Origin of the sequence: Paraflavitalea soli (assembly GCF_003555545.1) — a bacterium.
GTDB lineage: Bacteria > Bacteroidota > Bacteroidia > Chitinophagales > Chitinophagaceae > Paraflavitalea > Paraflavitalea soli.
Map to the genome: position 1 here is coordinate 1,487,264 of NZ_CP032157.1, position 21,485 is coordinate 1,508,748.

Sequence of the window (21,485 nt, forward strand, 5' to 3'; positions counted from 1 at the left end):
GCCTGCGGTTTGCCGCTTTTTAGTTCGTTGAAATTATCGAAGCAAAAGTTCCTGGCTCGTAGCTCGAGGCTCGCAGCTGGCTTGCTGCTTATTTCCCCGTCGATTCCCGGGTTACCAGCACCGAGGGTACCACGATGGTTTCTGATCTCAATTGGGCCTGTGTTTTCCGCAGGCTGTTGAACAGCACCGTGGCGGCCATTTTGCCCATTTCAAAAGCGGGCTGGGTAATAGTAGTGAGTGAAGGATTTAAAATAGGAGCTGTAGATTGATTGGAGAAACTGATCACTTTTACTTTGCCGGGTATGGCAATCTTTAGTTCTTTACAGGCGAGGTATACCGCTGCGGTGAGTTTTTCCACAGAAGCTATGATCCCGTCTGGTCCGTTCTTTTTTTCCAGCAGGGCTTTGATGATGGCGAGGTTCTCTGCTTCATTATCTGTGCACAGTACCAGGTCGCTGTCGCGAAAGGGAAGGTGATGGGCGGCCAGTGCCTGCTTGCATCCTGTAAGCCGGTTCCTGCTGATGGACAGGCTTTCTGAAATGGTGAGGTAGGCGATGCGCTTGCAGCCTTGCTCAATAAGGTGTTGAGCCGCCAGATAACCACTGTCCCGGTCATTGGTGGTAATGCGGGTAGTAGCCGTTTCTTCACATACCCGATCAAAGAAAACAACCGGTATGCCCCGTTGCATCATTTCCGTGATATGCTGGTCGGTGGAGGTTTCATTCGATACAGAGATCAATACACCATCTACCCGGCCACTCTGGAAATCCGTGAGGATGGCCTGTTCCCGCTCCAGCAGTTCATGCGTCAGGTAAATAAGGACATGGTATCCCTTTTCCCGGGCCACCGATTCGATGCCGTTGATGGCCACCGAAAAGAAGCTGTCTGCCACCTCCGGCAATACCACCGCAATGGTCTTGCTTTGCCTTTTGCGCAGGCTGCTGGCATAAGGGTTGGGCACATAATTGAGCTTCTTGGCCAGGGCAAGCACCTTCTCTTTGGTTTGCTCACTGATCTCATGGCTATCCGTAAATACCTTAGAGACTGTTGACACTGAAAGCCTTAATTCCTTAGCCAACATTTTCATGCTGATATTTGCCATATTATCCTGAGTATGACTCAAATGTAGCTATTTCCCCGCAACCGGTTTCGTAAATAAATATCCTGTAATATGAGCACGTCAGCTGATTTCGATGCAAATTAGAGGTAGCGAATACCGTTTGATTATCCATTAAATTGTTAGCCACATGACACCAGTCAACAAATTGACAGAAGCTGAAATAAATCCACTGCAGAGTCTCGACGAGTGGGAAGACGATGTATTGGAACGTTATCCCGATCCGGAATCCATTGCTACGTCCAAAAAAACAGATGAATACAGGAACTATGAAACACCGGTACGCGACACCGTACGGGAGTTTTACAGGCTCAACCATACTTATCAGACCTACGAATTTGTACAGGAAAAGAGAGCCAATTACCTAAAGTTTGATAAAAAGGAAATGCCCGTATGGGATGCTTTCCAGTTCCTCAATCAACTGGTAGATGATTCTGATCCTGATACCGACCTCGACCAGTTTCAGCACCTGCTGCAAACCTCCGAAGCCATCCGTGCCGATGGTCATCCGGACTGGATGGTGATGGTAGGCCTTATGCATGATATGGGTAAAGTGCTTTGCCTCTTTGGTGAGCCCCAATGGGCCGTAGTAGGTGATACTTTCCCCGTGGGTTGCGGCTATTCCAACAAAGTCGTGTTCCCCGAATTTTTTGCCAACAATCCCGATTATTCCGATAGCCGGTACAATACCAAACTGGGGGTGTACAAAGAGGGCTGTGGTCTGCGCAATGTAGATATGTCCTGGGGGCATGATGAGTATGTATACCAGATGATGAAAGATTATTTGCCCGAGCCAGCATTGTACATGCTGCGTTACCACTCTTTCTATGCCTGGCACCGGGAAGGGGAGTACAGCTACCTGCTGGATGACCACGACCGGGAAATGCTGAAGTGGGTGAAACTGTTCAACCCATACGATCTCTATTCTAAGAATCCAACACCGCCCGACTGGAATAAACTGCGCCCTTATTACCAGGAACTGGCGAATAAATATTTACCCGAAAGGTTAAAGTTTTAATAGCTATTAGCATTTAGCTATTAGGTATTAGCTCTGCTAGCCAATCGAAGCAAACGCCCTGACAGCTAATACCTAAAGGCTAATACCTCAAAGATATTCCCGTCACATCAGATCATCACGAAACTGAAGGCCTACGTACAGCAATAGTTTGTTACCTTGTTGCTGTACAGGCCATCAGTAATGCTGCTTTATGAATAAATTACAAACTGCTGACTATATAGTCTTCCTGGTATACTTTGTCCTTGTGTCATTGTACGGGCTCTATATTTATACCAAAAAGAAAAAAGCTACTACCGACTCCAAAGACTTTTTCCTGGCCGAAGGCTCCCTTACCTGGTGGGCCATTGGCGCCTCCCTCATCGCTTCGAATATTTCTGCAGAACATTTTATTGGTATGTCCGGCTCGGGCTTTGCCCTGGGACTGGCCATTTCCACCTACGAATGGATGGCGGCGGCTACCCTGATCATTGTAGCCATTTTCTTTATACCCCTTTACCTGAAAAACAGGATCTATACCATGCCCCAGTTCCTGGCGCAGCGATACAATGATAAAGTGAGTACCATCATGGCTGTATTCTGGCTGCTGGTCTATGTATTTGTAAACCTTACTTCCATCATCTACCTGGGCGCTATCGCCATTACTTCCATTACCGGTATTGGTTTTGGCTGGTGTATAGCCGGGTTGAGCATTTGTTCCGTCATCGTTACCCTGGGTGGTATGAAAGTAATTGGCTATACCGATGTGATCCAGGTGCTGGTGCTCATTGCCGGTGGATTGATCACCACTTACCTGGCCCTTACCTTGCTGTCGGAGAAGTTTGGTTATGGCACCAACGTGTTGAAAGGACTTTCTTTATTGCGCCAGCAGGCCGATTCTCATTTCCATATGATCTTTAAAGAAGACCATCCTTATTATAAAGACCTGCCCGGTTTGTCTGTACTCATTGGTGGTATGTGGATCAACAACCTGAGTTACTGGGGATGCAATCAATACATCACCCAAAGGGCACTGGGCGCCGACCTGAAAACGGCCCGCAATGGGATACTGTTTGCCGCTTTCCTCAAATTACTGATACCCGTGATCGCCGTATTGCCGGGTATTGCCATGTATGTAATGCACCAGCACGGTATGTTCCAACAGGAAATGGTGGATGCTACCGGCGCTATAAAGCCCGACCATGCTTATCCCACTTTGATGAATTTATTGCCGGCTGGTTTAAAAGGTATGGCCTTTGCGGCACTTACTGCTGCGGTAGTGGCTTCCCTGGCGGGTAAGACCAATAGTATTGCTACCATCTTTTCATTGGATATTTATAAGAAGTTCTTCCACAAGGATGCTACCGAAAAGCAGGTGGTGCGTACCGGCCGCTGGGCCGTTATTATTGCGATGTTGATTGCTGCCGTAGTAGCGCCGGCCCTGCGTTCACTGGACCAGGCTTACCAGTTTATCCAGGAATATGTAGGGTTTATATCCCCGGGTGTATTGGCTATTTTCCTGCTGGGGCTGTTCTGGAAAAAGACAACCGGCGCCGCTGCATTGGCAGGCACCTTATTGACCATACCGGTATCTACCTTATTGAAATTCCTTCCCTCCTGGACCAATGGCGCTTTTCCGGATTATCCTTTCCTCGATCGTATGACCATCGTCTTTGTGCTCATTGTAGCCGTGATGATTGCCATGAGTCTTGCCTGGCCGCGTAAGGAGGGTAGGGAGCAACCCGTTATTATTGAAAAAAGCATGTTCAAAGTATCACCTGCCTTCATGGTAGGGTCGGTTATCATATTGGGTATTCTGGCTGCATTGTATACGGTGTTTTGGTAAACTAATTGCCGCCAGAAGATGACGCAGGCTTCGTAAGCAGGTCATCATTGTTCACTCCTTTCTTTTTCGATACGTTTTCCGAGAGCTTGCCAAAGTTCCAGGACAGCGCCAGCACGCCGCCACGCCTGATCTGCCGGGTGATATTTGTGTTGTAGAAGTTCTTGTCTTTCGTGATGTTTTTGAAGTCATGTGTTTTCTCCGTATAGTTCACTGCTCTTAAAGAGATATTGATCTTATTCTTAAATACTTTGTAATTGAAAGCTACATTGTGCCAGGTATTGAAGGGGTAGGTGGTTTGGATCGTCTGTGGCTCCTGCCACAAACCCAGGTAACTGCTGATGGTGAACTTCTCAGAGAAACGGTAACTCGTATTGAGGTTGAAATTGCAGCCAAACCCGTTATTGGATTGTGAGGCATCGGAATTGTTCTTTACGGTAGCGTAACGGAGTGAGCCATTCACAAAGAGGTTCCATTTGGGTGTGATCTTCGTACTGAAATTCAGGTTCAGGCTCGATTGAAATTCCTTCCCGATATTCAGGCTGGTGGTTTTGGTAATACCCGTTTGCGGATCAAAGGAAGAGTATTGTAGTATCTTATTGTTACTATAACTTCCTTCTATATTGATACCGGCAAATGTATTTCCTTTGGCAAGCCGTAGTTGCGCAGAAAGTGCGTGCGCCGTTTGAGGACCCAGGTCGGGGTTGCCAAATGTAATATTGAGCGAGTCATTGTTGTATACAAACGGGTTGAGGTCCCAGATATAGGGCCTTTGTAATCTCTTGGTATAGGTAAATACCAGGGTCGATACCTGGCTCACGCGGTTGGTGAATTGTATATTGGGCAGCAGGGTGGTATAGCTGTTGTTTACTTTCGTTTTGGAGGAAGTAAAATCGCCATTTACATTGGTGTATTCCACGCGGGCGCCAATGCGGAGACTTGACTTCTTCAGCTTCAGGTTATACATACTGTACAGGCTGATCACATCCTGGGCATATTTGAAATAGTCCGTGTTGGTGAAATTGGTTTTATAACTTTCCCCTTCATTGTATTTGATAAGACTTTTAAAGTCGGAGCTGGCGCGGCGCAAGATGGCTTTTACTCCTCCCTCCAGTTTGCCGTTCTTTTTTATGGGAATACTATTATCCGCCTGGAGGGTATACTGATTATTAATAGCATAGCTGTTATTGACCAGGTACCGGTCTGTACCAGGGTTGTCCTGGAAACTGTTGAGCTGGGCGTCATTCTTTCCAAACTCACCCAGGAAACGCAGGCTGAATTCCCGCTCTTTATTCTTTTTAAACTTCCTGATATAATCGCTTCCCACATTTACGCCCGGGTTATTGATCTTGTTGTTGAGGTGATAATAACTTACCGTAGAGGGCTGGGCCGTAAATTCTGTAGTGATCGTTTGATCACTTATCGTTTTGTTCATCCAGCTGTCTATATTGGTATACAGGCTGAGCGTATTGAGGCTATCCAGTTCCCAGCTTAGTTCTGCATTGCCAAAACTCCATTTTGAACTGGCATATTGGTCGCCATCCAGTGTTCTTTTGCTATAGATATTTTGGGTGAATGGGGTGGTCGTATTGGTATTGTGCTGTAAGGCAGGATCAGCAAACCCCGTATTAAAGAAGAGGCTGAGGCCGACCTTGCCCATCTTCGCATTGCCATTGATGGAGAAATTATTCAACTTATCACTGGTCCTGGAGAAGGTATTCAGGGAGCCATTATACCCCGCCACCTTTTTCTTGGTTATGATATTGATCAGTCCACCGATGCCTTCCCCATCATATTTGGCCGAAGGGGTGGTGATCACTTCTATCTTTGAGATCAATGCCCCGGGAAATCCCCGCAGCGCTTCTTTTACGTTCCTGGCAAACATGGAGGTTTCTCTGCCGTTGAGCAATACCCTGAAATTGGATTTCCCGTTCACCCTTATATTATCTTCTCCGTCCACTGTTATAAATGGGGTCTTACGCAGGATGTCAATGGCCGTCTCTGTTTTATTGGTAGGATCATCTTCCACATTAAACACGATCTTATCATCTGATTGTTCCACCATCGGTCTTTGTGCACTAACTACTACTTCCTTTAGCAGACCTGTGACCTTTGATAGCTGAACAGGGTCGATCTGTATATCCCCCTCCTTCATTGTAACATTGACCATGACCCGCATTTCGACAAACCCCGTATGGGTGAAGGAGAGTGTATAGCTTCCTGTATCGGGTTTGTTGAGCTGAAAGCTGCCGTTCTCTGTTGATAAGGTTGTTTGTAAGGGAATCGTGTTATTCTTTTTGAAGATGCGTACAGTGGTCAAAGCAAGCGGCTTGCTGCTATCTGACACTGTACCTGACAATTTTCGGGTAGTTTGTGAAAATGCACACGCGGGCAAAATGAGCAGCATAACTGCCCGGATAATGGGAAGAAAATACTTTTTCATGGCTGTAGCTTTGCGGGTTACAGCTATAAAGGTTAACGAATTACTTCGTACTTAGGGAATCAATGTGATGAAAGGTCGCCCGAAAATGATGGTGGGTCTCACAACCCCTTCTTCCCATCCGCCCAATAGGCATCTGTGCGTATCTGGCTGGCATCAACACCTTTGTTCAACAGGTATTTCCGGAACCGGCTTACCGACAAAGCCCTGCCCGCCAGGTAGAATGTGGCCCCTTTCCAGTTGGCCCAGCAATCCGGGTGCATATCTTCCATCCAGTTGATCGCATTCACAGCAGGCGCATCCATCGCTGCATCCACATTATCGACCATGATCTTTAGCGAATGGAGGGCTTTTTCATGTTGAGGTTGCAACTCCAATATGCCGAAGTATTCATGACTGCAGGCCAGGGCCGTCGTCTTATACCAGTTGTACAGGCCGATCGTTGTTTCATCACCGAAAAAGAAATGGTGGCGGCCCTGGTCATTGTACTTTAGTTTACCCTGACCTGCACGAAACCTTACTTCCATACCAGGTTCCAGGTTGGTGGCCCAATGGCTGCCAGGCCCTTTGCCATGCAGGTAAAAAAGCACGGAGCACTGGCCCTGCTGCTTATTGAAAGAAGCCAGCGTATAATGTCGGAAATTGGTATCATCTACCCTGAATTGGACAATCTTGCCCGGCAAAAAGTGTTCATGATCGAAGTCTCCTTTGAAAGTGACGAGCTTTAGTTCATCAGAAAGCATCGTTGTATGCGATACCGTTGCATGGCGCAGCCAGGGATTGGCTACTGCGAGCATAATATCTGCCAGGTATTTGGGGAGCTGAGGCATGGTATAATAATATTTATGAACTGAATATTAACTTTACAAAACTATCAACCCCTTCGTTGGTTATATTTATACCAAACGGATAAAAGTTTACACCAAACGGATTTTATGCAAGTCACCGTTAGAGATGGTCAGGGAATAGATTTCACCTTGAACGATACTTTTTACACCGATCACATTCACAAGCCCCTCGTCACTGAAAAACGGGAGATCTTCAGTTTCCCATTTGGGGATGCCGAATTAGTAAGAATTGCGTTTTCCGGCGTTTATATTGTTTATGGCGATATGCAGTTACATGGAACAAGGAAACTTCATTTTGAAATGCTGGATCACCATGACCTGGTAGAAATGCATTTCACCCTTGCCGGTAGTGGTATGATGATGGATGACCTGAATGGCGGGCAATACCATTTCAAGGCAAATGAACACAATATGCACTATATGCCCAATTTTATGGGAATAGGGGATTATGTGCAGCACGAACGCTACAAGTTTTTTGAAGTACACTTTACTACCGAATTTTTCCTGCAGCTGGCCCAATCAGGCAGTCCGGGTTTAAGGCGTTTTGCCGAGATGATAGAAAATGGCAAGGTCACCCAACTAAGCCGCGAGAATCTGCCCATTTCCTTTAATATGTACCAGTGCATCCGGGATATGATGAATTGTACCTGTACAGGTGGCCTTAAGCTGTTGTTCCTGCAATCCAAATGTATAGAACTGCTTTCCCTGCAGGCCCAGATGTATGAAGATGCCCTGGGTAAAACCTCCTCTCATATGGTTACCGGCCCCCATGACAAGGACCGCATCCTGTATGCCCGTGAATACCTGTTGCAGCATATTATTGCGCCGCCCTCCCTCACCGAACTGGCCAAAATTGCAGGTATTAATGAGTTCAAATTGAAGCAGGGTTTTAAGCAGGTGTTCAACAATACGGTATACGGTTACCTTAGTGATTACAAGCTCGATCAGGCGCGGGAATTATTATTGCAGGGAAATAGGGCCATCAAAGAAGTGGCCGACGATCTGGGCTACTCTTCCGTGCAGCACTTCAGCAATGCATTCCGGAAGAAGTTTGGCGTTACACCCGGCAAAGTGAAGTGGTAAGCAGCATTAAAGATCCAACAGCCTCGTGTGGATCTCTTCCAGCGGCTCCGGGCGCACCTGCGGTTCATTGGCAAAAATGTAAAAGCTGTCATCCGTCCAGGCATATCGTTTTACCCCATAGATCATCAGTTGGTCAAATATCCATACCAGCTCACCATAAGTAATGCCTTCACCCAGTTCTAGCTTCAATACCGAATTGGTATCATGCGTAATGGTCAGCCTTTCAATTTCCCGGCGGACAAAATCAAGTTTCGCACGTTGGTTAAACTGATCGAATTGGCTATGAGGTTCAAAAAAGAACTGCACTTCAACGATCTTCTTATTTTTAGCCGCTTCCCATACGCTATACTTTGAAAACCTCAGCTGCCCTTTTGGGGGCTTCTCGTCCGACGGCAAAAACATCCTGATAGCATACTGTTGTTCTCCAAAAGGGGTAACCAGGTACATGATCAGCAGCGGCAATGCCAGCAAACTGATCAGCCCGGGTGTATAGAATAACTTAGGAAGTCTCATGAAATTGAGATGCACAGGGTAGGTATTTCCATACAATCAGGCTTAGAACGGGTCCTGTCTGATAAATCCCAAACTAGGGTGATACCCTCTAAATGGCCTATTGTAATTGCACTGAATATGCTTACGACTTGCACTGGCCTGGCCTATACAGTGCAAGTCGTAAGAATATTCAGGTGTCTTTGTTCCTTATATAACTGGCACTATATTAAAGAGATAGCAACGTTATTGGAATGAATCGTTCAAATGCTCAGTGCAATTACAAAAACCCGAAATAGCGCCTACTATCTTGATTTGCAGTCTCGTACAGCAATCTGACAGAAGGTATATCCCGTATATGGCCTGAGATGGAAGTTGTCACATCAACGCCCAGGCTCTTCTATGACCAGGAAAAACAAAAACAAACTCACTAAGAAGCGGATCCACGAGGAAGCGGCTTTTGGACGAACAAGAGAGAATATGTCGGAATTTGGCCGGGCGGGTGAAGCCAATCGCCTGGTGCGTGAGGCATTCAATGATGTATTGCAACCTATCAGCGACCGGTATGTTTCAGGCAGGTTAACGAAGCGGATGGTCCGCATCATCCACAGCGATCCTGTAAGGGCAAGGGGCGAGCGTATAGTCACGCCGGAAGCATTGCCCATGCTGGAAGGGTTCAATTTCAACCGCAACAAATTACTGGCTGATACTTTGTATGCACCCTGGCACCTCTACCTGGACCATGCCGCAGGTTTATTCAGGATCCATATTCCTTTTTTCAATGCTATTACGATGGTCGACACGCAATCTGGTGCAGATGACTACCGCCTTATTGCCTGTGCTACGGCTATTGATTTTGAAAACCGTGATACGAAAACGGTAATACAGCAAAGCCAGCACATTCTAACGAATGATACCACCACCAGGTCTATCAACTTTAGCTTACACCTTCCGCCGGGCAATACCCATCCGGTTATACTTACCCTTGGCGTTGAATTTTTTGGCGGCGGCATTCCCGGAGCGCCCATTGCTTCCCGGTATATAAATGCCATGGCGGTTATAAAAGTAGTCACTGGATAACGATTTCGAAGATATATGAAGTACGAAAAGTATACGGATTTAATAATTGCCAATAATAACCTGGTGTATGAATTCACCAGCATTGGTCCTAAGGGGGCAATTTCTAAAATAGTTCAATTTACACTTACAGAAGATGAAGCAATCGTAAACTTGGCATTTGGAAATAAGAAAGAAGATGGTAGTATAGATGATTTGGCAAGGAATGATAATAAAGATATGAATAAAATATTGGCTACCGTAGTCTCTATACTTAAGATCTTCTTTGAAGCATACCCGGATAAATGGATATTTTTTGCAGGTAGTACGCCTGAAAGAACAAGACTTTACCGGATGGCTATAACTTTAAATTACGAGGAGTTAATAGTTGAATATGAGATAGTTGAAGTTTTGAGCGAAGGAGGTGATTTTCTGGATGTTATCTTTGAAAAGGGACGGGATTATGTTGCTTTTTTAGTAAGAAAAAAACTTATCTTTGTAATATGAAACCGAAAGAGAGTAATAAAGAAAGAGCTGCTAAGAAAGCAGCTTCATTGGGAATGAAGATCACGGTTAGCAAAGAGCTTGACAAACTTTCTGATAAAGTTCTTTTCCCTGAAAAACTTGAACGGGCCAATAAGATCTTGGCCAATACAAAGTTTCGATACGTAAAATAACCTTACATTAAGATATAGCAGAGCCACCATAACAGGTGGCTTTTTTGTTTTGCTAAGGATGCCCTTCACCGGATAACAATCGTTTGCAGATAATGAGAATCCCCGCAGCAAACAGCTACTTTGTAGATACCGGTACTGATAAGGACAGGTAAACAAATGGTATGCGTAGAGAAATGCTCTTTATGTGCCAGGAAGCTTTTAAACAGCAGCACTCCACTGAGGGTATAAAAATAAATGGTAAATACACCCCGCTCAATATTATACAATTGCAACCAAAAGCGCCGCTCTGTGACCAGGCTGGGGTACAGAGTAATGCGTTGTGATAGCTGCAGGAACCGCGCTGCAGGTAGTAATGGTAATATCATAGGATGGATATTGTAAAGGTGAACGTTGACGACGATAAAAGTAGTCCCTTTTGCAAAGGCAGTCAATAGTAGAGTTATGAGCCTCCCCGGTATTTTTACCAGATAGAAATTGTACGTTATCTTTAGTACAAAGAAAAAAACATGACTAAAAGAGACCTTACCCTGGTAGCCATCACCGTGGCAGTGATGTGTATTCCCCTCGCCATTGTAGCCCATAAAAACCAACAAGCTGAAATGACCTCCTCTGTTTTCGATTGGACCACCATCCCGGTGAAACCTACCAAAACCGGAGAATCACGCGCCTTCTTCCAGGCCCCCACGCCAACGCTCGATGAACTGGAATGCCATGTTACTACCCTCCATCCCGGTGAGTCTCCCCATGCCCCACACAAACATCCCGATGAAGAGCTCGTCATCATCAAAGAAGGAATAGTGGAATCCCTGGTCAATGGGGTGGTGAAAAGAGTAGGGCCGGGTTCGGTGATCTTCCAATCATCCAATCAGCTGCACAGCATCAAAAATGTGGGGACCACCCAGGCCACTTATCATGTGATAAAATGGAAGACGGCCAAAACGCCGAAGACAGGCAACTAATGTGGTGAAATATGCCTTTCGTCGATACGAGCCCGTCAAAGGTCTCCTATTAACTTCCGTTTAAATATTAATCTGCTATCTTAGTCCCCAACGGTTGGTACACCTGGGCCGTATCGTATCCAGTAACCAGCAAAAGAAATATAGGGGGACCTGCTTATGTTGAAATTTTCTACTATTTGCAACGATATCCTGTTTTTGCGGGTCAATAAGCCTATGCAATGGAGAGTTGTTGTATTGTCACTGATCTTATTGTTATCCAACCGCTTATTAGCCCAAAACTGCACCACCCTGGGGCAAAGCCCATCTACGGCTTTTCCCGTTTGCGGGTCCACTGCATTCAGCCAGACCAATGTACCTATTTGCGAATCACACACCATCAATGTACCGGGCTGCGGTACGGGTGGCTATTCCGATAAAAACCCCTTTTGGTATCGCTTCACCTGCTTTACTTCCGGTTCCCTTGCCTTCCTGATCACCCCCAACGACCTGGGTGATGATTATGACTGGATGCTCTATGATATTACCGGCAAGGACCCCAATGAGGTCTTTACCAATAACAGCCTGGTGGTGACGGGCAACTGGGCGGGTACCTATGGTCTTACCGGGGCTTCCGCCAGCGGTGTCAACAATATTCAATGCGGTTCCGATCCCGCCGATAATAAACCCACTTTTGCCAAATCGCCCAATATTATTGAAGGACATACCTACCTGCTGCTGATCAGCCATTTTACGGATTCTCAAAGCGGGTACAAATTGTCTTTTGGCGGTGGGACAGCTGTGATCACCGATCCCAAATTACCCGCCCTGCAAAGCGCTACAGCTGCTTGTGGCGGAACGGTGCTGCGGGTAAAACTGAACAAGAAAATGAAATGCGGCAGTCTGGCCGCTGATGGAAGTGATTGGTCGCTGGCGCCTGCAGCAGGCAATGTGATAGCAGCCGTGGGGATCGGATGTAATGCCGGTTTTGATATGGATAGTGTAGTGCTCACCGTGGACCGTATCATTGCACCCGGTAACTATGATATTATAATGAAAATGGGCAATGAAGGCAATACGCTAAGAGATATTTGTGACCGGGAAATACCGGTGGGAGAAAAAGTGCCTGTAACGGTATACCCCATTGTGCCAACACCCATGGACAGTATCAAGCCCATAGCCTGCGAGCCTGCAGAGCTGCAACTGGTTTTTAAGAATAATATGCGCTGTAATTCTATTGCTGCCGATGGCAGCGATTTTGTCATCAATGGCCTGCCGGTAGGCATAAAAGGTGCATCCGGTACCTGTACCAATGGCCTCTCTACGATTATCAAAATACAGCTCACCGGTCCCATACAAACTGCCGGTACCTGGACGCTCCAACTCAGACGTGGCAGTGATGGCAATACCCTTATTGATGAATGCGGTATGGAAACGCCTGCAGGGTCAACCCTGAACTTTGTGAGTTACGATACTGTGAATGCTGATTTTACCTACAATATATTATGGGGCTGTAAAAAAGATACCGTTGAGTGCTTCCATCCCGGCGCCAATAATGTGCAGCAGTGGTCGTGGAACTTTGATAATGTGGGCAGCAGCACCCAGCAAAATCCTGTATTTGTTTTCCCCACTTTCGGCAGCAAAAGGATACGGCTTGCCGTCAATAATGGCGTTTGTTCCGATAGTACAGAAGCCATTGTATTACTGGATAATGCGATGGATGCCAGGTTTGGTTATCCTGAATTCCTGTGCCCTGAAGATCCTGCTGTTTTTACCGATAGCAGCATTGGTAAGCTGATTGCGTGGAACTGGACGTTTGGCAATGGTAATACCAGCACCCAGCAAAAGCCCGGCGAGCAGCGTTATGCCCGTCCGTTGGCCAGAACAAAATTGTATCCCGTGCGCCTGATCGTTGAGAACGATAAGCACTGCCTGGATACCGCCGTCCACCAGATAGAAGTTGTTACATCCTGTTATATCACTGTTCCCAATGGTTTTAGTCCCAATGGCGATGGCAACAACGATTTCCTGTATCCCCTCAATGCATTCAAGGCAACCCAACTTGAATTCAAGGTATATAACCGGTATGGACAAATTGTTTTTGAAACAAAGGATTGGAAGAAAAGGTGGGATGGTACTTTCAACGGACAAAAGCAACCATCCGGCACCTATGTATGGACACTGAGTTTCATTCATAGCGATACCAAAGAAAAGGTCTTCCAGAAAGGTGCTACTACACTAATACGGTAGCAGCTATAATGTGTGTCCACATACATCTACAATTGTAGTAAGAATCCTACACAGATATTGAATCCTTTCTACAAGGAATCATACTGCATGACTGTAATTTGCGGTAACAAAATACTTTACATGTAGCCTTTTACAACAGGAGAATGCAAAAGTCCTCTGGATGAATATCCGTACCCTTTGAATTTTACCCTTCATTTTTTGCCGCGCTGTAATAAGGTCATTATTCCAACCGGATGCATGCCTGTCTGATAAGATCGTAACCATAAATCAACATAATATGAAGAACCTGTTTCTGTTTATAACACTATCAATTTGTTTTTGCAGTATCCAGGCGCAAACAGGCAATATTGGTATTGGCACCAGCACTCCCAATGCCAATGCGAGCCTGGAACTTGGAGCTGCCAACAAGGGCCTTTTGCTGAACCGTGTAGCGCTTACTGCGGCAGACAACCCGGCTCCGCTGTTAGCCCATGTGGCAGGCATGGTAGTATACAATACGGCCACTGCCGGTACTAGTCCCAATAACGTTAGCGCAGGTATCTATTTTAACAATGGCGCACGCTGGGTGAGGTATGAGTCTGTTCCTACGGGGTTGTTTGTAAAAAGCGGCGGCACACAATTGATCAACGGCTCTGCAGTCATTACCGATTGGGCGGTAACCACCAATAATTTTGGCAGCGCCTGGAGTGGAAGTGTATTTACCGTGCCCGCCGGCATGCAGGGTTGGTACAGCATCAGCACAGGTTTTCAAACCGGTGTTAGCGGAGGTGACAGCAGCCGCACCCCTTTCCAACATATAGCCATCAGGATAAATGGTGCTGATGTCGCCATCGGAACCTCCGCTGTGCAGGTGTCAGGCGGCGTTGTGGCCGGCGATCCACCGGGAAGCGGTTCCGCTACAGCATCCATCCATTATTATTTGAATGCCGGTGACCAGGTAAGTATAGTGGGCAGCCATTTGACCTATTCTATTCCCGGCAATACTTCTATTGCGATCGGAGCTGATCCATTACGTACTTATTTATCCATTTTAAAGCAATGATGCCTGATAAACGAAATCATTTCAACATATTTATATGAAACGATATTTCTACCTGTTGTTACTGCTTATGCTTGTAGCGGGTAGCCAGCTCGCTGCCCAATGTCCCGTCACGGCGGCAACGCCTTTTGACGCGGCTCGTGGCGGCGCCACTGCTACCAGCGGCACTATCATTTTTTCCGGCCCTGGCTCCACCTGGGTACAGGATGGCGGACTTGCTAATGGCGACGGGGGCACCATGACCATCGGCGGTAATCTATACATCAACGGCGACCTGCGGCTAAGCAATAATTCTTCTATTGTTATCCCCGGCGGCGGAAAACTTTTTGTATACGGTAATGTGTATATCAATAGCGGCTCAACACTAACCATTAACAACGGCGGCAATTTCTATTTTTATGGGGAGGAATGGATCAATCAGCCTGGTGCTGTGGTCAACAATGCCGGTGGTGCAGGCATCGTGTCTTTCATTATGCCGCGACCTGCTATCAATGCTGCAGACCCGGTGAGCGGCAGTGCGCGCTATCCGGGTAATGCCACGGCTTATACCGCCACCAGTAACACTGTTCAATATGCAGATGGTGGCGGCGTGGATATGGATGTGAACATCACCAATTACAATCCCAACAATGTCTCTTTGTGTAACCTCGATAATTCGGCCGCTGCCGGCAGCGGAGGTATACGCCTCAGCGGCACTTTCGGCTTTGCAGCCGCCGGAGGCCATGTAGTCCTGAATGACAATAACTTCATCCTGTCGGCCACAGGCAGCTATGTACATAATGCCATCAATGCCTATGAAGGATATTTCATGAGCAATGGTACAGGTGTATTAAAAAAAGAAGGCATTGCCAACAGTGCAGCTTTTACTTTCCCGGTGGGTCAGGCAGAAAATGACTATACGCCGGTCACCCTCACCAATACTTCCGGAGTTGCCAATGACTACAATGTACAGGTGAAAACCTATGCCAATTCCGGGTCTTCAGAGTCAGTGCCTGCTGAAGGCATAGACCGCACCTGGCAGGTATATGCTGCTACAGCCGGTGCTGCCAATATCTGTTTACAGCATAATGCGGTGACCAATCCCTCCGGTACCGGAACTGATGGAAGCCTGTTTACCAACAGTACCGCCTTTGTAACCCAACAGACCGGTTCCGGCGCCTGGAGCCCTGGTACACAAACTGATGGCGGTTCTCCGCTAAGCACCCATTGCGCTGTGTACACCTTGCCCGCTTCAGCAGGAGATGTCACCGGTTATTTCAGCAAAGCAAGCGACCTCCTCTCCCCATTGCCGGTAACGCTCGCCAGTTTCCACGGCCAGGTAGTGAACTGTTCAGGCAGGTTGACCTGGAAAACCGCTTCTGAAAGCAATAGCCTGAAGTTTGTTATTGAACACAGTACGAACGGTGTTGACTTCAGTCCTGTAGGCGAATTAAGTAGTGAGAACAACAGCAACGGTGCTTCATACGATTATAATTATTCCAGGATCAACAATGGCACTAACTATTTCCGGCTTCTTATGGTTGATAAAGATGACCGGTATGCATACAGTTCCATTATCAGTCTTACTTCAAGCTGCGCTCCATCAATATTAATTACGCCCAATCCTGTTCAAAGTATACTAACTGTAAGGAATGTCCGTGCAGGCAGTCAGGTAACAGTGTTTAACGTAACAGGTCAGCAAATGGTAAAAGCACATGCCAGTGGCAGTCTGCTGCAGATCGACACGCAGCAGTGGTCAAAAGGAATATATACGGTGATCGTTGTTGATAATAATCAGGTATTGAAAACAGAGAAGGTAGTAAAGCAATAGGGCATAGTAGAAAAATAACTATAGCATTTCGCTGTTTTAGCAAGTCGTAGCCCTTGCGCAATCGATGGTGCCAATTTTCTTGCAAAACGTGGGAAAGCCATGTAAAATTGTACATTTGGCTCCTGCCAGCAGTTGGCACTGAGAAAATGCACAGTCTACTATGACATACAAATTGCTACGACCATCCTTTTTACTGCCGGCCCTTATGCTGGTAACCAGCCTCACTGCAAAAGCACAGGTTAAAGTTCATCCCGATTCCATACGCTCCAAAATGCAATGGTTTGCCGATGCCAAACTCGGTATATTCATCCATTGGGGTATCTATTCCGTGTACGGTGTAGATGAAAGCTGGAGCTTCTATAATAAAAAGATCAGCCATACCGGTTATATGAAGCAACTGGAGGGGTTTACCGCCACCCGATATGATCCCGAAGCATGGGCAGCGCTGATCAAAGAAAGCGGCGCCCGCTATGCGGTAATGACCACCAAGCACCATGATGGCGTAGCCCTGTGGCCCACAAAGGAAAATCACTACAGCGTTGTAAAGAATACCCCTGCCAGGCGCGATGTATTGACGCCTTTTTACAAAGCATTGGACAAACAAGGGATTAAACGGGGCGCTTATTTCTCCCTCATTGACTGGAGTCATCCCGATTATCCGGCCTTTCTGCGCGACAGCATCCGTTATAAGGTGGATAAAGAACCACAGCGGTGGGAGCGATTCCGGAAATTCTACGAGGCACAGATCAATGAACTCAGCCTGGCTTATCACCCTGATCTCTGGTGGTTTGATGGCGACTGGGAGCATTCCGCTGCAGAATGGGACGCCCAAGCGGTACGCCGGAGTATCCTGAAAGAAACACCCGGCGCCATCCTCAACAGCCGCCTGCAGGGCTATGGTGATTATGAAACGCCCGAACAGAACTTTCCGGTCACCAGACCCGCCTTCAATTGGTGGGAGCTGTGTATGACCATCAACAATAACTGGGGTTATCAACCACAGGATACCGCCTGGAAAACGCCTTATGAGGTCATTACCATTTTTGCCGATGCCATCAGCAATGGGGGCAACCTGTTATTGGACATCGGTCCCAAAGAAGATGGAACGATACCTCCACAGGAAGTAAAGCTCCTGAAAGAACTCGGCAAATGGAATAAGAAACATGCCGAAGCGATCTTCAATACCCTGGGAGGTATCCCGCAAGGACACTTTTATGGTCCCACCACTTTGTCCAAGGATTCTGCTACTCTCTATTTGTTCCTGCCGGCAAAGGCCACAGGACAGGTAATGATCAAGGGATTGAAAAACAAGATCAGGGAAATACAGGTAGTGGGCAGCAGCCAAACAGTACCGCATAAAATAGTAGGCAAGATATCCTGGAGCCCCGTGCCCGGGTTGGTATACATCACTGTGCCGCCTGCTGTGCAGGACGAATACATGACCGTGCTGGCAGTGAAGCTGGATGAACCTGTACAATTGTACAAGGGGCATGGCGGGCTTCAGTAGCAAGGGATAGTCATACCGCTGTTTTTATCTTCCTGCCGATCACCATCCTGAATACAAAAAACAACGCAATGGTAGCAAGGATCACGCCTCCCGAAACCAGGTAGCTATTCAGCGAACCGGCATAGCTGCCTACAAAAGCATAGATCGCCGATACCGGCAAATGCCCCATCAAGGAATAACAAAAGAATCTTTTGAATGAAATAGAAGTGGTGCCCGATAAAAAGGATACGGCCTCACTCAATACGGGTATTCCTTTCGACACGGCAATGGAGATATCGCCATACCTGTCGAACATGGAATTACCCAGCTGTATTTCTTTAGCTGTAAAGAACCGGTTAAAACCCCGGGAGGTCGTTCGTCCCAGGTAAAATCCAATAGACGAAGACAACAGGGAGGCCACTAAGGAAAGTACTGCCCTCCCGCAAAGCCAAGCATTTTCCCATTGAGGATCATTACCAGGCTCGACGGGATGGGCAATACTATATCTGCTACTAAAAAAATAAAACTAAGCGCCGAATAAGAGGCGATCTGCTGTTGATGACCGAGCCTGGTATTAATAGCTTCTTCCATATTCGAAAAAAGAAGAAAAGCAATAATAACAGTCGCGGAAAAGAATACGAATAGTGACAATAGTTTTTTCATAGTTACTTCATAAACAGACACCAGATAAGTAATAACAGCAGGATCAGGATCACCCAGATATACCAGCGGCCGAAAAGACTACCATCCTTGCCGCCGCCGCCATCCGTGCCCGGTTGGGGGCCTTCCTCCTTTTGATCGATAGTGCTTTTTATCAGATCAAGTTTTAACACCGCACTACTGCTGCTATGATTTACATTTTTGTCGTCTGGTACAAACTCTGCCCTGACATAATGCGTTCCTTTATCCAGCCCCTTTACTTTCCACCTGGCCCTTCCCAGCCCGTCTACCGGTACCGGCTCGCCAACCTTCTTGTCGTCTGCATAAAAAACAACTTTTCCTTTAGGCGCCGGACTGTCTGGTACAATAGAGGCAACTGTCGCCTTGACCAGTTTGCCCGATGGCCCTTTGATGGGTGGTTGATCCGGTTCAACCGGCTTGCGGTCCGGGTTATTGGGAAGGTCCATTACATGCAGATCGATCTTAGTACCACTGCGCCTGAGCTGCTGTTCAAAGAGATAGGTCCTGGCAAAACTTTCATCCCCCGTAGTGGCCACATCAAACACACAATGCTGATGCAGGTCATCGTCCGTTACCAGTTTGCATACCTGCTCTGCCTTTTCTATCGGCATACCCTCGAGTATGGGAGCGCCGGGGATCTCAAATTCGGGCTTCATTTTGCAGGGCGCCTGGATGGCAGGCCAATCCCTGTCAGTGAACGTTTCAGTGGAAGTGCCCGCTGCATAAACAAACAGGCTTGTGCTATCCTTCACACGCCAGGAATCAGCAAAGGTCTTGTAGAGCATGTTATACCGGTCTTGCAGGCTGGTTGGTAATGGACCAACATCTTGTCCATTGCGCAGCCTGGGTAGCCAGCTTTTACCCGGTATATGTCCCATCACCCCTTCGCTGGCCAGTGTATTCGTAACACTTACGTTCATGTACCATATATTGTATGGATTCCAGAAAGCGGGTGTTACTGTTACCACGGATTGATCCTGGTAGTAAACGCGCAGCCCTGTCTCTCCATTGGCATCGAAGGTGGTCACAAAATGACCGCCCAGATTAAGTCCCTGGGTGGGCAATTGAGCCGGCTTTCCATCCACGAAGAATTGTAGTCTTCCCTTTTCGCGGGAAGGCCCCGGTTGATAGGCTATCCGGTGTGATCCCACGCGTATGGCCACTGCGGTGTTGAGGCTCACGCAGGCTCTGATACCGCTATGGCTATCTGTGATCGGGTTGGCAGCCGCTACCGGTGTTTGCCGCACCTGTACCTCCATCCTGTTGCCGTCCTTCAACAGCGTAAACTCACCTACTCCCTGGAAATCGTAGCTAATGCCATTCACCGTCTTCACGTGCGGGTCGCCAATATGGTTGCCCGTCATCATGGGCGTGCCTTTGAAAGTTCCTTTATGATGGCCGCAAAGCTCGTCTGAATGGAAAGCAAATGGCCGCCATACAAAGTCGAAAGAAAAGTATTGCCGCATATAGTCGATCACGCTGGAGCCCCCTGGCAGTGCATGGAGGTCTGTATCTACCTTTCCCGTATACACTTCCCTGAAATCCCAATTGCCTACCCCTGGTCCACCGCCATCCCAGTCTATAGTTAGCGTCCCCCCTCTTACATTAAAGGTTGCCGGGTAGGCAGCCTGAACAGCGGACCTTTTAGTGGTGCTTACCGCACCCAGCAAGTGGCTGATGCGACGACGCAGGTTGCGCCGCGTGGTTGAGTCGCCTGCCGGCAATGCATCCCAGTCGAGCAACAGCAGGTCGATCCGTGTTTCACTGAAAGTGACCACATCGGGCAGGCCAAACTCCGTCATATCAGCCGCGGGTACCTGTACAATGCCGTTGGCAATAGGGCGTCTGTCCGGCGTACGCGTGTGTGTATCGACAGTCGTCGACTTGGCTACAAAAGGCCCCACAGTTGATTTTCCCCTGAAATAAAGAGAGGGATTACCCAGCTTGAACTGGAACAGGGCCATCGGCTCTGCCCCGGCATTCCAAAACTCTTCCGGAGTAGGATCACCTGGTTTAAAAGGATTCAATGGGTCGCCTGTATAGTTGCCCGCAAAATAGGTATCGGGTCCAAAATCAACCGGCTGACCGATCAATGCATCACCTGTTGTAAAGGTCTCGGTGCCTGAGGCCGTTTGACCTGAGATAGAATTAACCGTCGATACCACCGGTGCGGCATGAGAACGTGGCGAGATCGGATTGTTGAGTCGTATTACACGGCCCAAACCCGTCGTGTCGAGATTCTCAGGCACAGCAGACGCTGGTACAAAAGGTGGTTCTCCTTCCAGCGCCCAGGTCCAGCCACGGGGAGCGGGAATCACATCGACAGCAGCTGTATACTGCGGGTTCGAATTGAACCAGTTGTTGTCGGTGGCAAAGCGCACTTCAAAACGGCCTTTGAAGTTGATGGTAGGATTCCTGATGCTTGTTACGGAAAAACTCGCTGCTACCACAGCTCCTTCCAGCACCTGGATCGTTGTATCACCACGCGAGCTGCTTTGCATCATGGCATGTACTGTTACGATCGTTTCAACAGGGGTGATCGTGATCGGCCCTACCGTCGAAAATACCAGCCCTGCAGGATTTGGTGAGGCCTGCAGTGTTACAGTAGCCGTAGGCGTTGCCGGATCGGTCTTCAGCTTGATGGTGGCTTCGTAGGTCGAGTCCAGTGGCGCCAGCAGGAAACCGTCGCCCACCGAGTTATCGTTAACACTTATTAAAACTGCCATAGTTAAAATGA

General features: G+C 47.5%; 19 protein-coding genes. 11 read left to right on the forward strand and 8 right to left on the reverse strand.

Annotated elements, in window-relative coordinates; all coding sequences use genetic code 11:
- Nucleotides 1–88: 88 nt before the first annotated feature.
- Nucleotides 89–1,087 (reverse strand): LacI family DNA-binding transcriptional regulator, encoded by a 999-nt coding sequence (locus D3H65_RS05620; protein WP_245999687.1) that lies wholly within the window; start codon nt 1,085–1,087, stop codon nt 89–91.
- A gap of 160 nt (nt 1,088–1,247) precedes the next feature.
- Here D3H65_RS05620 and D3H65_RS05625 point away from each other — a divergent pair, with 160 nt between their 5' ends.
- Entirely contained in the window at nt 1,248–2,135 is an 888-nt protein-coding gene (locus D3H65_RS05625; RefSeq protein WP_119049325.1) for an inositol oxygenase family protein, read from the forward strand.
- A 190-nt stretch (nt 2,136–2,325) separates the two neighbouring features.
- Nucleotides 2,326–3,957, forward strand: a complete 1,632-nt coding sequence (locus D3H65_RS05630) for a sodium/sugar symporter (protein WP_119049326.1) — start codon at nt 2,326–2,328, stop codon at nt 3,955–3,957.
- A gap of 1 nt (nt 3,958) precedes the next feature.
- Here D3H65_RS05630 and D3H65_RS05635 read toward each other — a convergent pair whose 3' ends face one another.
- Nucleotides 3,959–6,397, reverse strand: a complete 2,439-nt coding sequence (locus D3H65_RS05635) for an outer membrane beta-barrel family protein (protein ID WP_119049327.1) — start codon at nt 6,395–6,397, stop codon at nt 3,959–3,961.
- A gap of 98 nt (nt 6,398–6,495) precedes the next feature.
- Nucleotides 6,496–7,224 (reverse strand): siderophore-interacting protein, encoded by a 729-nt coding sequence (locus tag D3H65_RS05640; RefSeq protein WP_119049328.1) that lies wholly within the window; start codon nt 7,222–7,224, stop codon nt 6,496–6,498.
- Between the two features lie 105 nt (nt 7,225–7,329).
- Between D3H65_RS05640 and D3H65_RS05645 the strand changes: the two genes are divergently transcribed.
- A complete protein-coding gene (locus tag D3H65_RS05645) occupies nt 7,330–8,325 on the forward strand; it encodes a helix-turn-helix transcriptional regulator (RefSeq protein ID WP_119049329.1) in 996 nt (331 codons plus the stop codon).
- A gap of 6 nt (nt 8,326–8,331) precedes the next feature.
- On the opposite strand, the gene D3H65_RS05650 is transcribed toward D3H65_RS05645, so the two are convergent.
- Complete coding sequence (locus D3H65_RS05650) at nt 8,332–8,838, reverse strand: hypothetical protein (protein WP_119049330.1); 507 nt, start codon at nt 8,836–8,838, stop codon at nt 8,332–8,334.
- 378 nt (nt 8,839–9,216) lie between these two features.
- On the opposite strand from D3H65_RS05650, the gene D3H65_RS05655 reads away from it, so the two are divergent.
- From D3H65_RS05655 to D3H65_RS32800, 3 genes are read left to right on the forward strand one after another with little or no spacing between them, the layout of a single operon-like run.
- Nucleotides 9,217–9,894 carry a hypothetical protein gene (locus tag D3H65_RS05655; RefSeq protein WP_119049331.1) on the forward strand — a complete coding sequence of 226 codons (678 nt, stop codon included), beginning with the start codon at nt 9,217–9,219 and terminating at the stop codon, nt 9,892–9,894.
- Nucleotides 9,895–9,909: 15 nt separating this feature from the next.
- Nucleotides 9,910–10,377 (forward strand): DUF6934 family protein, encoded by a 468-nt coding sequence (locus D3H65_RS05660; protein ID WP_119049332.1) that lies wholly within the window; start codon nt 9,910–9,912, stop codon nt 10,375–10,377.
- Nucleotides 10,374–10,547: a hypothetical protein gene (locus D3H65_RS32800; RefSeq protein WP_162915300.1), complete on the forward strand. Its 174-nt coding sequence runs from the start codon at nt 10,374–10,376 to the stop codon at nt 10,545–10,547. The genes D3H65_RS05660 and D3H65_RS32800 overlap by 4 nt, the downstream gene beginning before the upstream one ends.
- Before the next feature lie 65 nt (nt 10,548–10,612).
- Here D3H65_RS32800 and D3H65_RS05665 read toward each other — a convergent pair whose 3' ends face one another.
- The gene (locus D3H65_RS05665) at nt 10,613–10,912 is read right to left on the reverse strand and encodes a hypothetical protein (protein ID WP_119049333.1); all 300 of its coding nucleotides are present in this window, start codon (nt 10,910–10,912) and stop codon (nt 10,613–10,615) included.
- Between the two features lie 141 nt (nt 10,913–11,053).
- On the opposite strand from D3H65_RS05665, the gene D3H65_RS05670 reads away from it, so the two are divergent.
- The 5 genes from D3H65_RS05670 (at nt 11,054) to D3H65_RS05690 (ending at nt 18,088) form a co-directional block, all read left to right on the forward strand.
- Nucleotides 11,054–11,506, forward strand: coding sequence for a cupin domain-containing protein (locus tag D3H65_RS05670; protein ID WP_119049334.1), 453 nt, complete (start codon nt 11,054–11,056; stop codon nt 11,504–11,506).
- Nucleotides 11,507–11,662: 156 nt separating this feature from the next.
- Nucleotides 11,663–13,732, forward strand: a complete 2,070-nt coding sequence (locus D3H65_RS05675) for a T9SS type B sorting domain-containing protein (protein WP_245999688.1) — start codon at nt 11,663–11,665, stop codon at nt 13,730–13,732.
- A 277-nt stretch (nt 13,733–14,009) separates the two neighbouring features.
- Nucleotides 14,010–14,774, forward strand: coding sequence for a hypothetical protein (locus tag D3H65_RS05680; protein ID WP_119049335.1), 765 nt, complete (start codon nt 14,010–14,012; stop codon nt 14,772–14,774).
- A gap of 34 nt (nt 14,775–14,808) precedes the next feature.
- A complete protein-coding gene (locus D3H65_RS05685; RefSeq protein ID WP_119049336.1) occupies nt 14,809–16,581 on the forward strand; it encodes a T9SS type A sorting domain-containing protein in 1,773 nt (590 codons plus the stop codon).
- 160 nt (nt 16,582–16,741) lie between these two features.
- On the forward strand, nt 16,742–18,088 hold the full coding sequence (locus tag D3H65_RS05690) for an alpha-L-fucosidase (protein ID WP_245999689.1): 1,347 nt from the start codon (nt 16,742–16,744) through the stop codon (nt 18,086–18,088).
- Between the two features lie 10 nt (nt 18,089–18,098).
- Here the strand turns inward: D3H65_RS05690 and D3H65_RS05695 are convergent, their stop codons facing one another.
- Genes D3H65_RS05695 through D3H65_RS05705 form a run of 3 tightly spaced genes read right to left on the reverse strand, consistent with a single transcriptional unit; the run spans nt 18,099 to nt 21,474 of the window.
- On the reverse strand, nt 18,099–18,488 hold the full coding sequence (locus tag D3H65_RS05695; RefSeq protein ID WP_162915427.1) for a DedA family protein: 390 nt from the start codon (nt 18,486–18,488) through the stop codon (nt 18,099–18,101).
- Nucleotides 18,488–18,730: a hypothetical protein gene (locus D3H65_RS05700; protein WP_119049339.1), complete on the reverse strand. Its 243-nt coding sequence runs from the start codon at nt 18,728–18,730 to the stop codon at nt 18,488–18,490. Before D3H65_RS05700 ends, D3H65_RS05695 begins: the two co-directional genes overlap by 1 nt.
- 2 nt (nt 18,731–18,732) lie before the next feature.
- Complete coding sequence (locus tag D3H65_RS05705; RefSeq protein ID WP_119049340.1) at nt 18,733–21,474, reverse strand: Ig-like domain repeat protein; 2,742 nt, start codon at nt 21,472–21,474, stop codon at nt 18,733–18,735.
- Between the last annotated feature and the right edge of the window lie 11 nt (nt 21,475–21,485).

Excerpts from the sequence above, each read along its gene's own strand:
- D3H65_RS05620 (WP_245999687.1), bottom strand. The coding sequence starts at position 1,087 with ATGAAAATGTTGGCTAAGGAATTAAGGCTTTCAGTGTCAACAGTCTCT.
- D3H65_RS05625 (WP_119049325.1), top strand. The coding sequence starts at position 1,248 with ATGACACCAGTCAACAAATTGACAGAAGCTGAAATAAATCCACTGCAG.
- D3H65_RS05630 (WP_119049326.1), top strand. The coding sequence starts at position 2,326 with ATGAATAAATTACAAACTGCTGACTATATAGTCTTCCTGGTATACTTT.
- D3H65_RS05635 (WP_119049327.1), bottom strand. The coding sequence starts at position 6,397 with ATGAAAAAGTATTTTCTTCCCATTATCCGGGCAGTTATGCTGCTCATT.
- D3H65_RS05640 (WP_119049328.1), bottom strand. The coding sequence starts at position 7,224 with ATGCCTCAGCTCCCCAAATACCTGGCAGATATTATGCTCGCAGTAGCC.
- D3H65_RS05645 (WP_119049329.1), top strand. The coding sequence starts at position 7,330 with ATGCAAGTCACCGTTAGAGATGGTCAGGGAATAGATTTCACCTTGAAC.
- D3H65_RS05650 (WP_119049330.1), bottom strand. The coding sequence starts at position 8,838 with ATGAGACTTCCTAAGTTATTCTATACACCCGGGCTGATCAGTTTGCTG.
- D3H65_RS05655 (WP_119049331.1), top strand. The coding sequence starts at position 9,217 with ATGACCAGGAAAAACAAAAACAAACTCACTAAGAAGCGGATCCACGAG.
- D3H65_RS05660 (WP_119049332.1), top strand. The coding sequence starts at position 9,910 with ATGAAGTACGAAAAGTATACGGATTTAATAATTGCCAATAATAACCTG.
- D3H65_RS32800 (WP_162915300.1), top strand. The coding sequence starts at position 10,374 with ATGAAACCGAAAGAGAGTAATAAAGAAAGAGCTGCTAAGAAAGCAGCT.
- D3H65_RS05665 (WP_119049333.1), bottom strand. The coding sequence starts at position 10,912 with ATGATATTACCATTACTACCTGCAGCGCGGTTCCTGCAGCTATCACAA.
- D3H65_RS05670 (WP_119049334.1), top strand. The coding sequence starts at position 11,054 with ATGACTAAAAGAGACCTTACCCTGGTAGCCATCACCGTGGCAGTGATG.
- D3H65_RS05675 (WP_245999688.1), top strand. The coding sequence starts at position 11,663 with ATGTTGAAATTTTCTACTATTTGCAACGATATCCTGTTTTTGCGGGTC.
- D3H65_RS05680 (WP_119049335.1), top strand. The coding sequence starts at position 14,010 with ATGAAGAACCTGTTTCTGTTTATAACACTATCAATTTGTTTTTGCAGT.
- D3H65_RS05685 (WP_119049336.1), top strand. The coding sequence starts at position 14,809 with ATGAAACGATATTTCTACCTGTTGTTACTGCTTATGCTTGTAGCGGGT.
- D3H65_RS05690 (WP_245999689.1), top strand. The coding sequence starts at position 16,742 with ATGACATACAAATTGCTACGACCATCCTTTTTACTGCCGGCCCTTATG.
- D3H65_RS05700 (WP_119049339.1), bottom strand. The coding sequence starts at position 18,730 with ATGAAAAAACTATTGTCACTATTCGTATTCTTTTCCGCGACTGTTATT.
- D3H65_RS05705 (WP_119049340.1), bottom strand. The coding sequence starts at position 21,474 with ATGGCAGTTTTAATAAGTGTTAACGATAACTCGGTGGGCGACGGTTTC.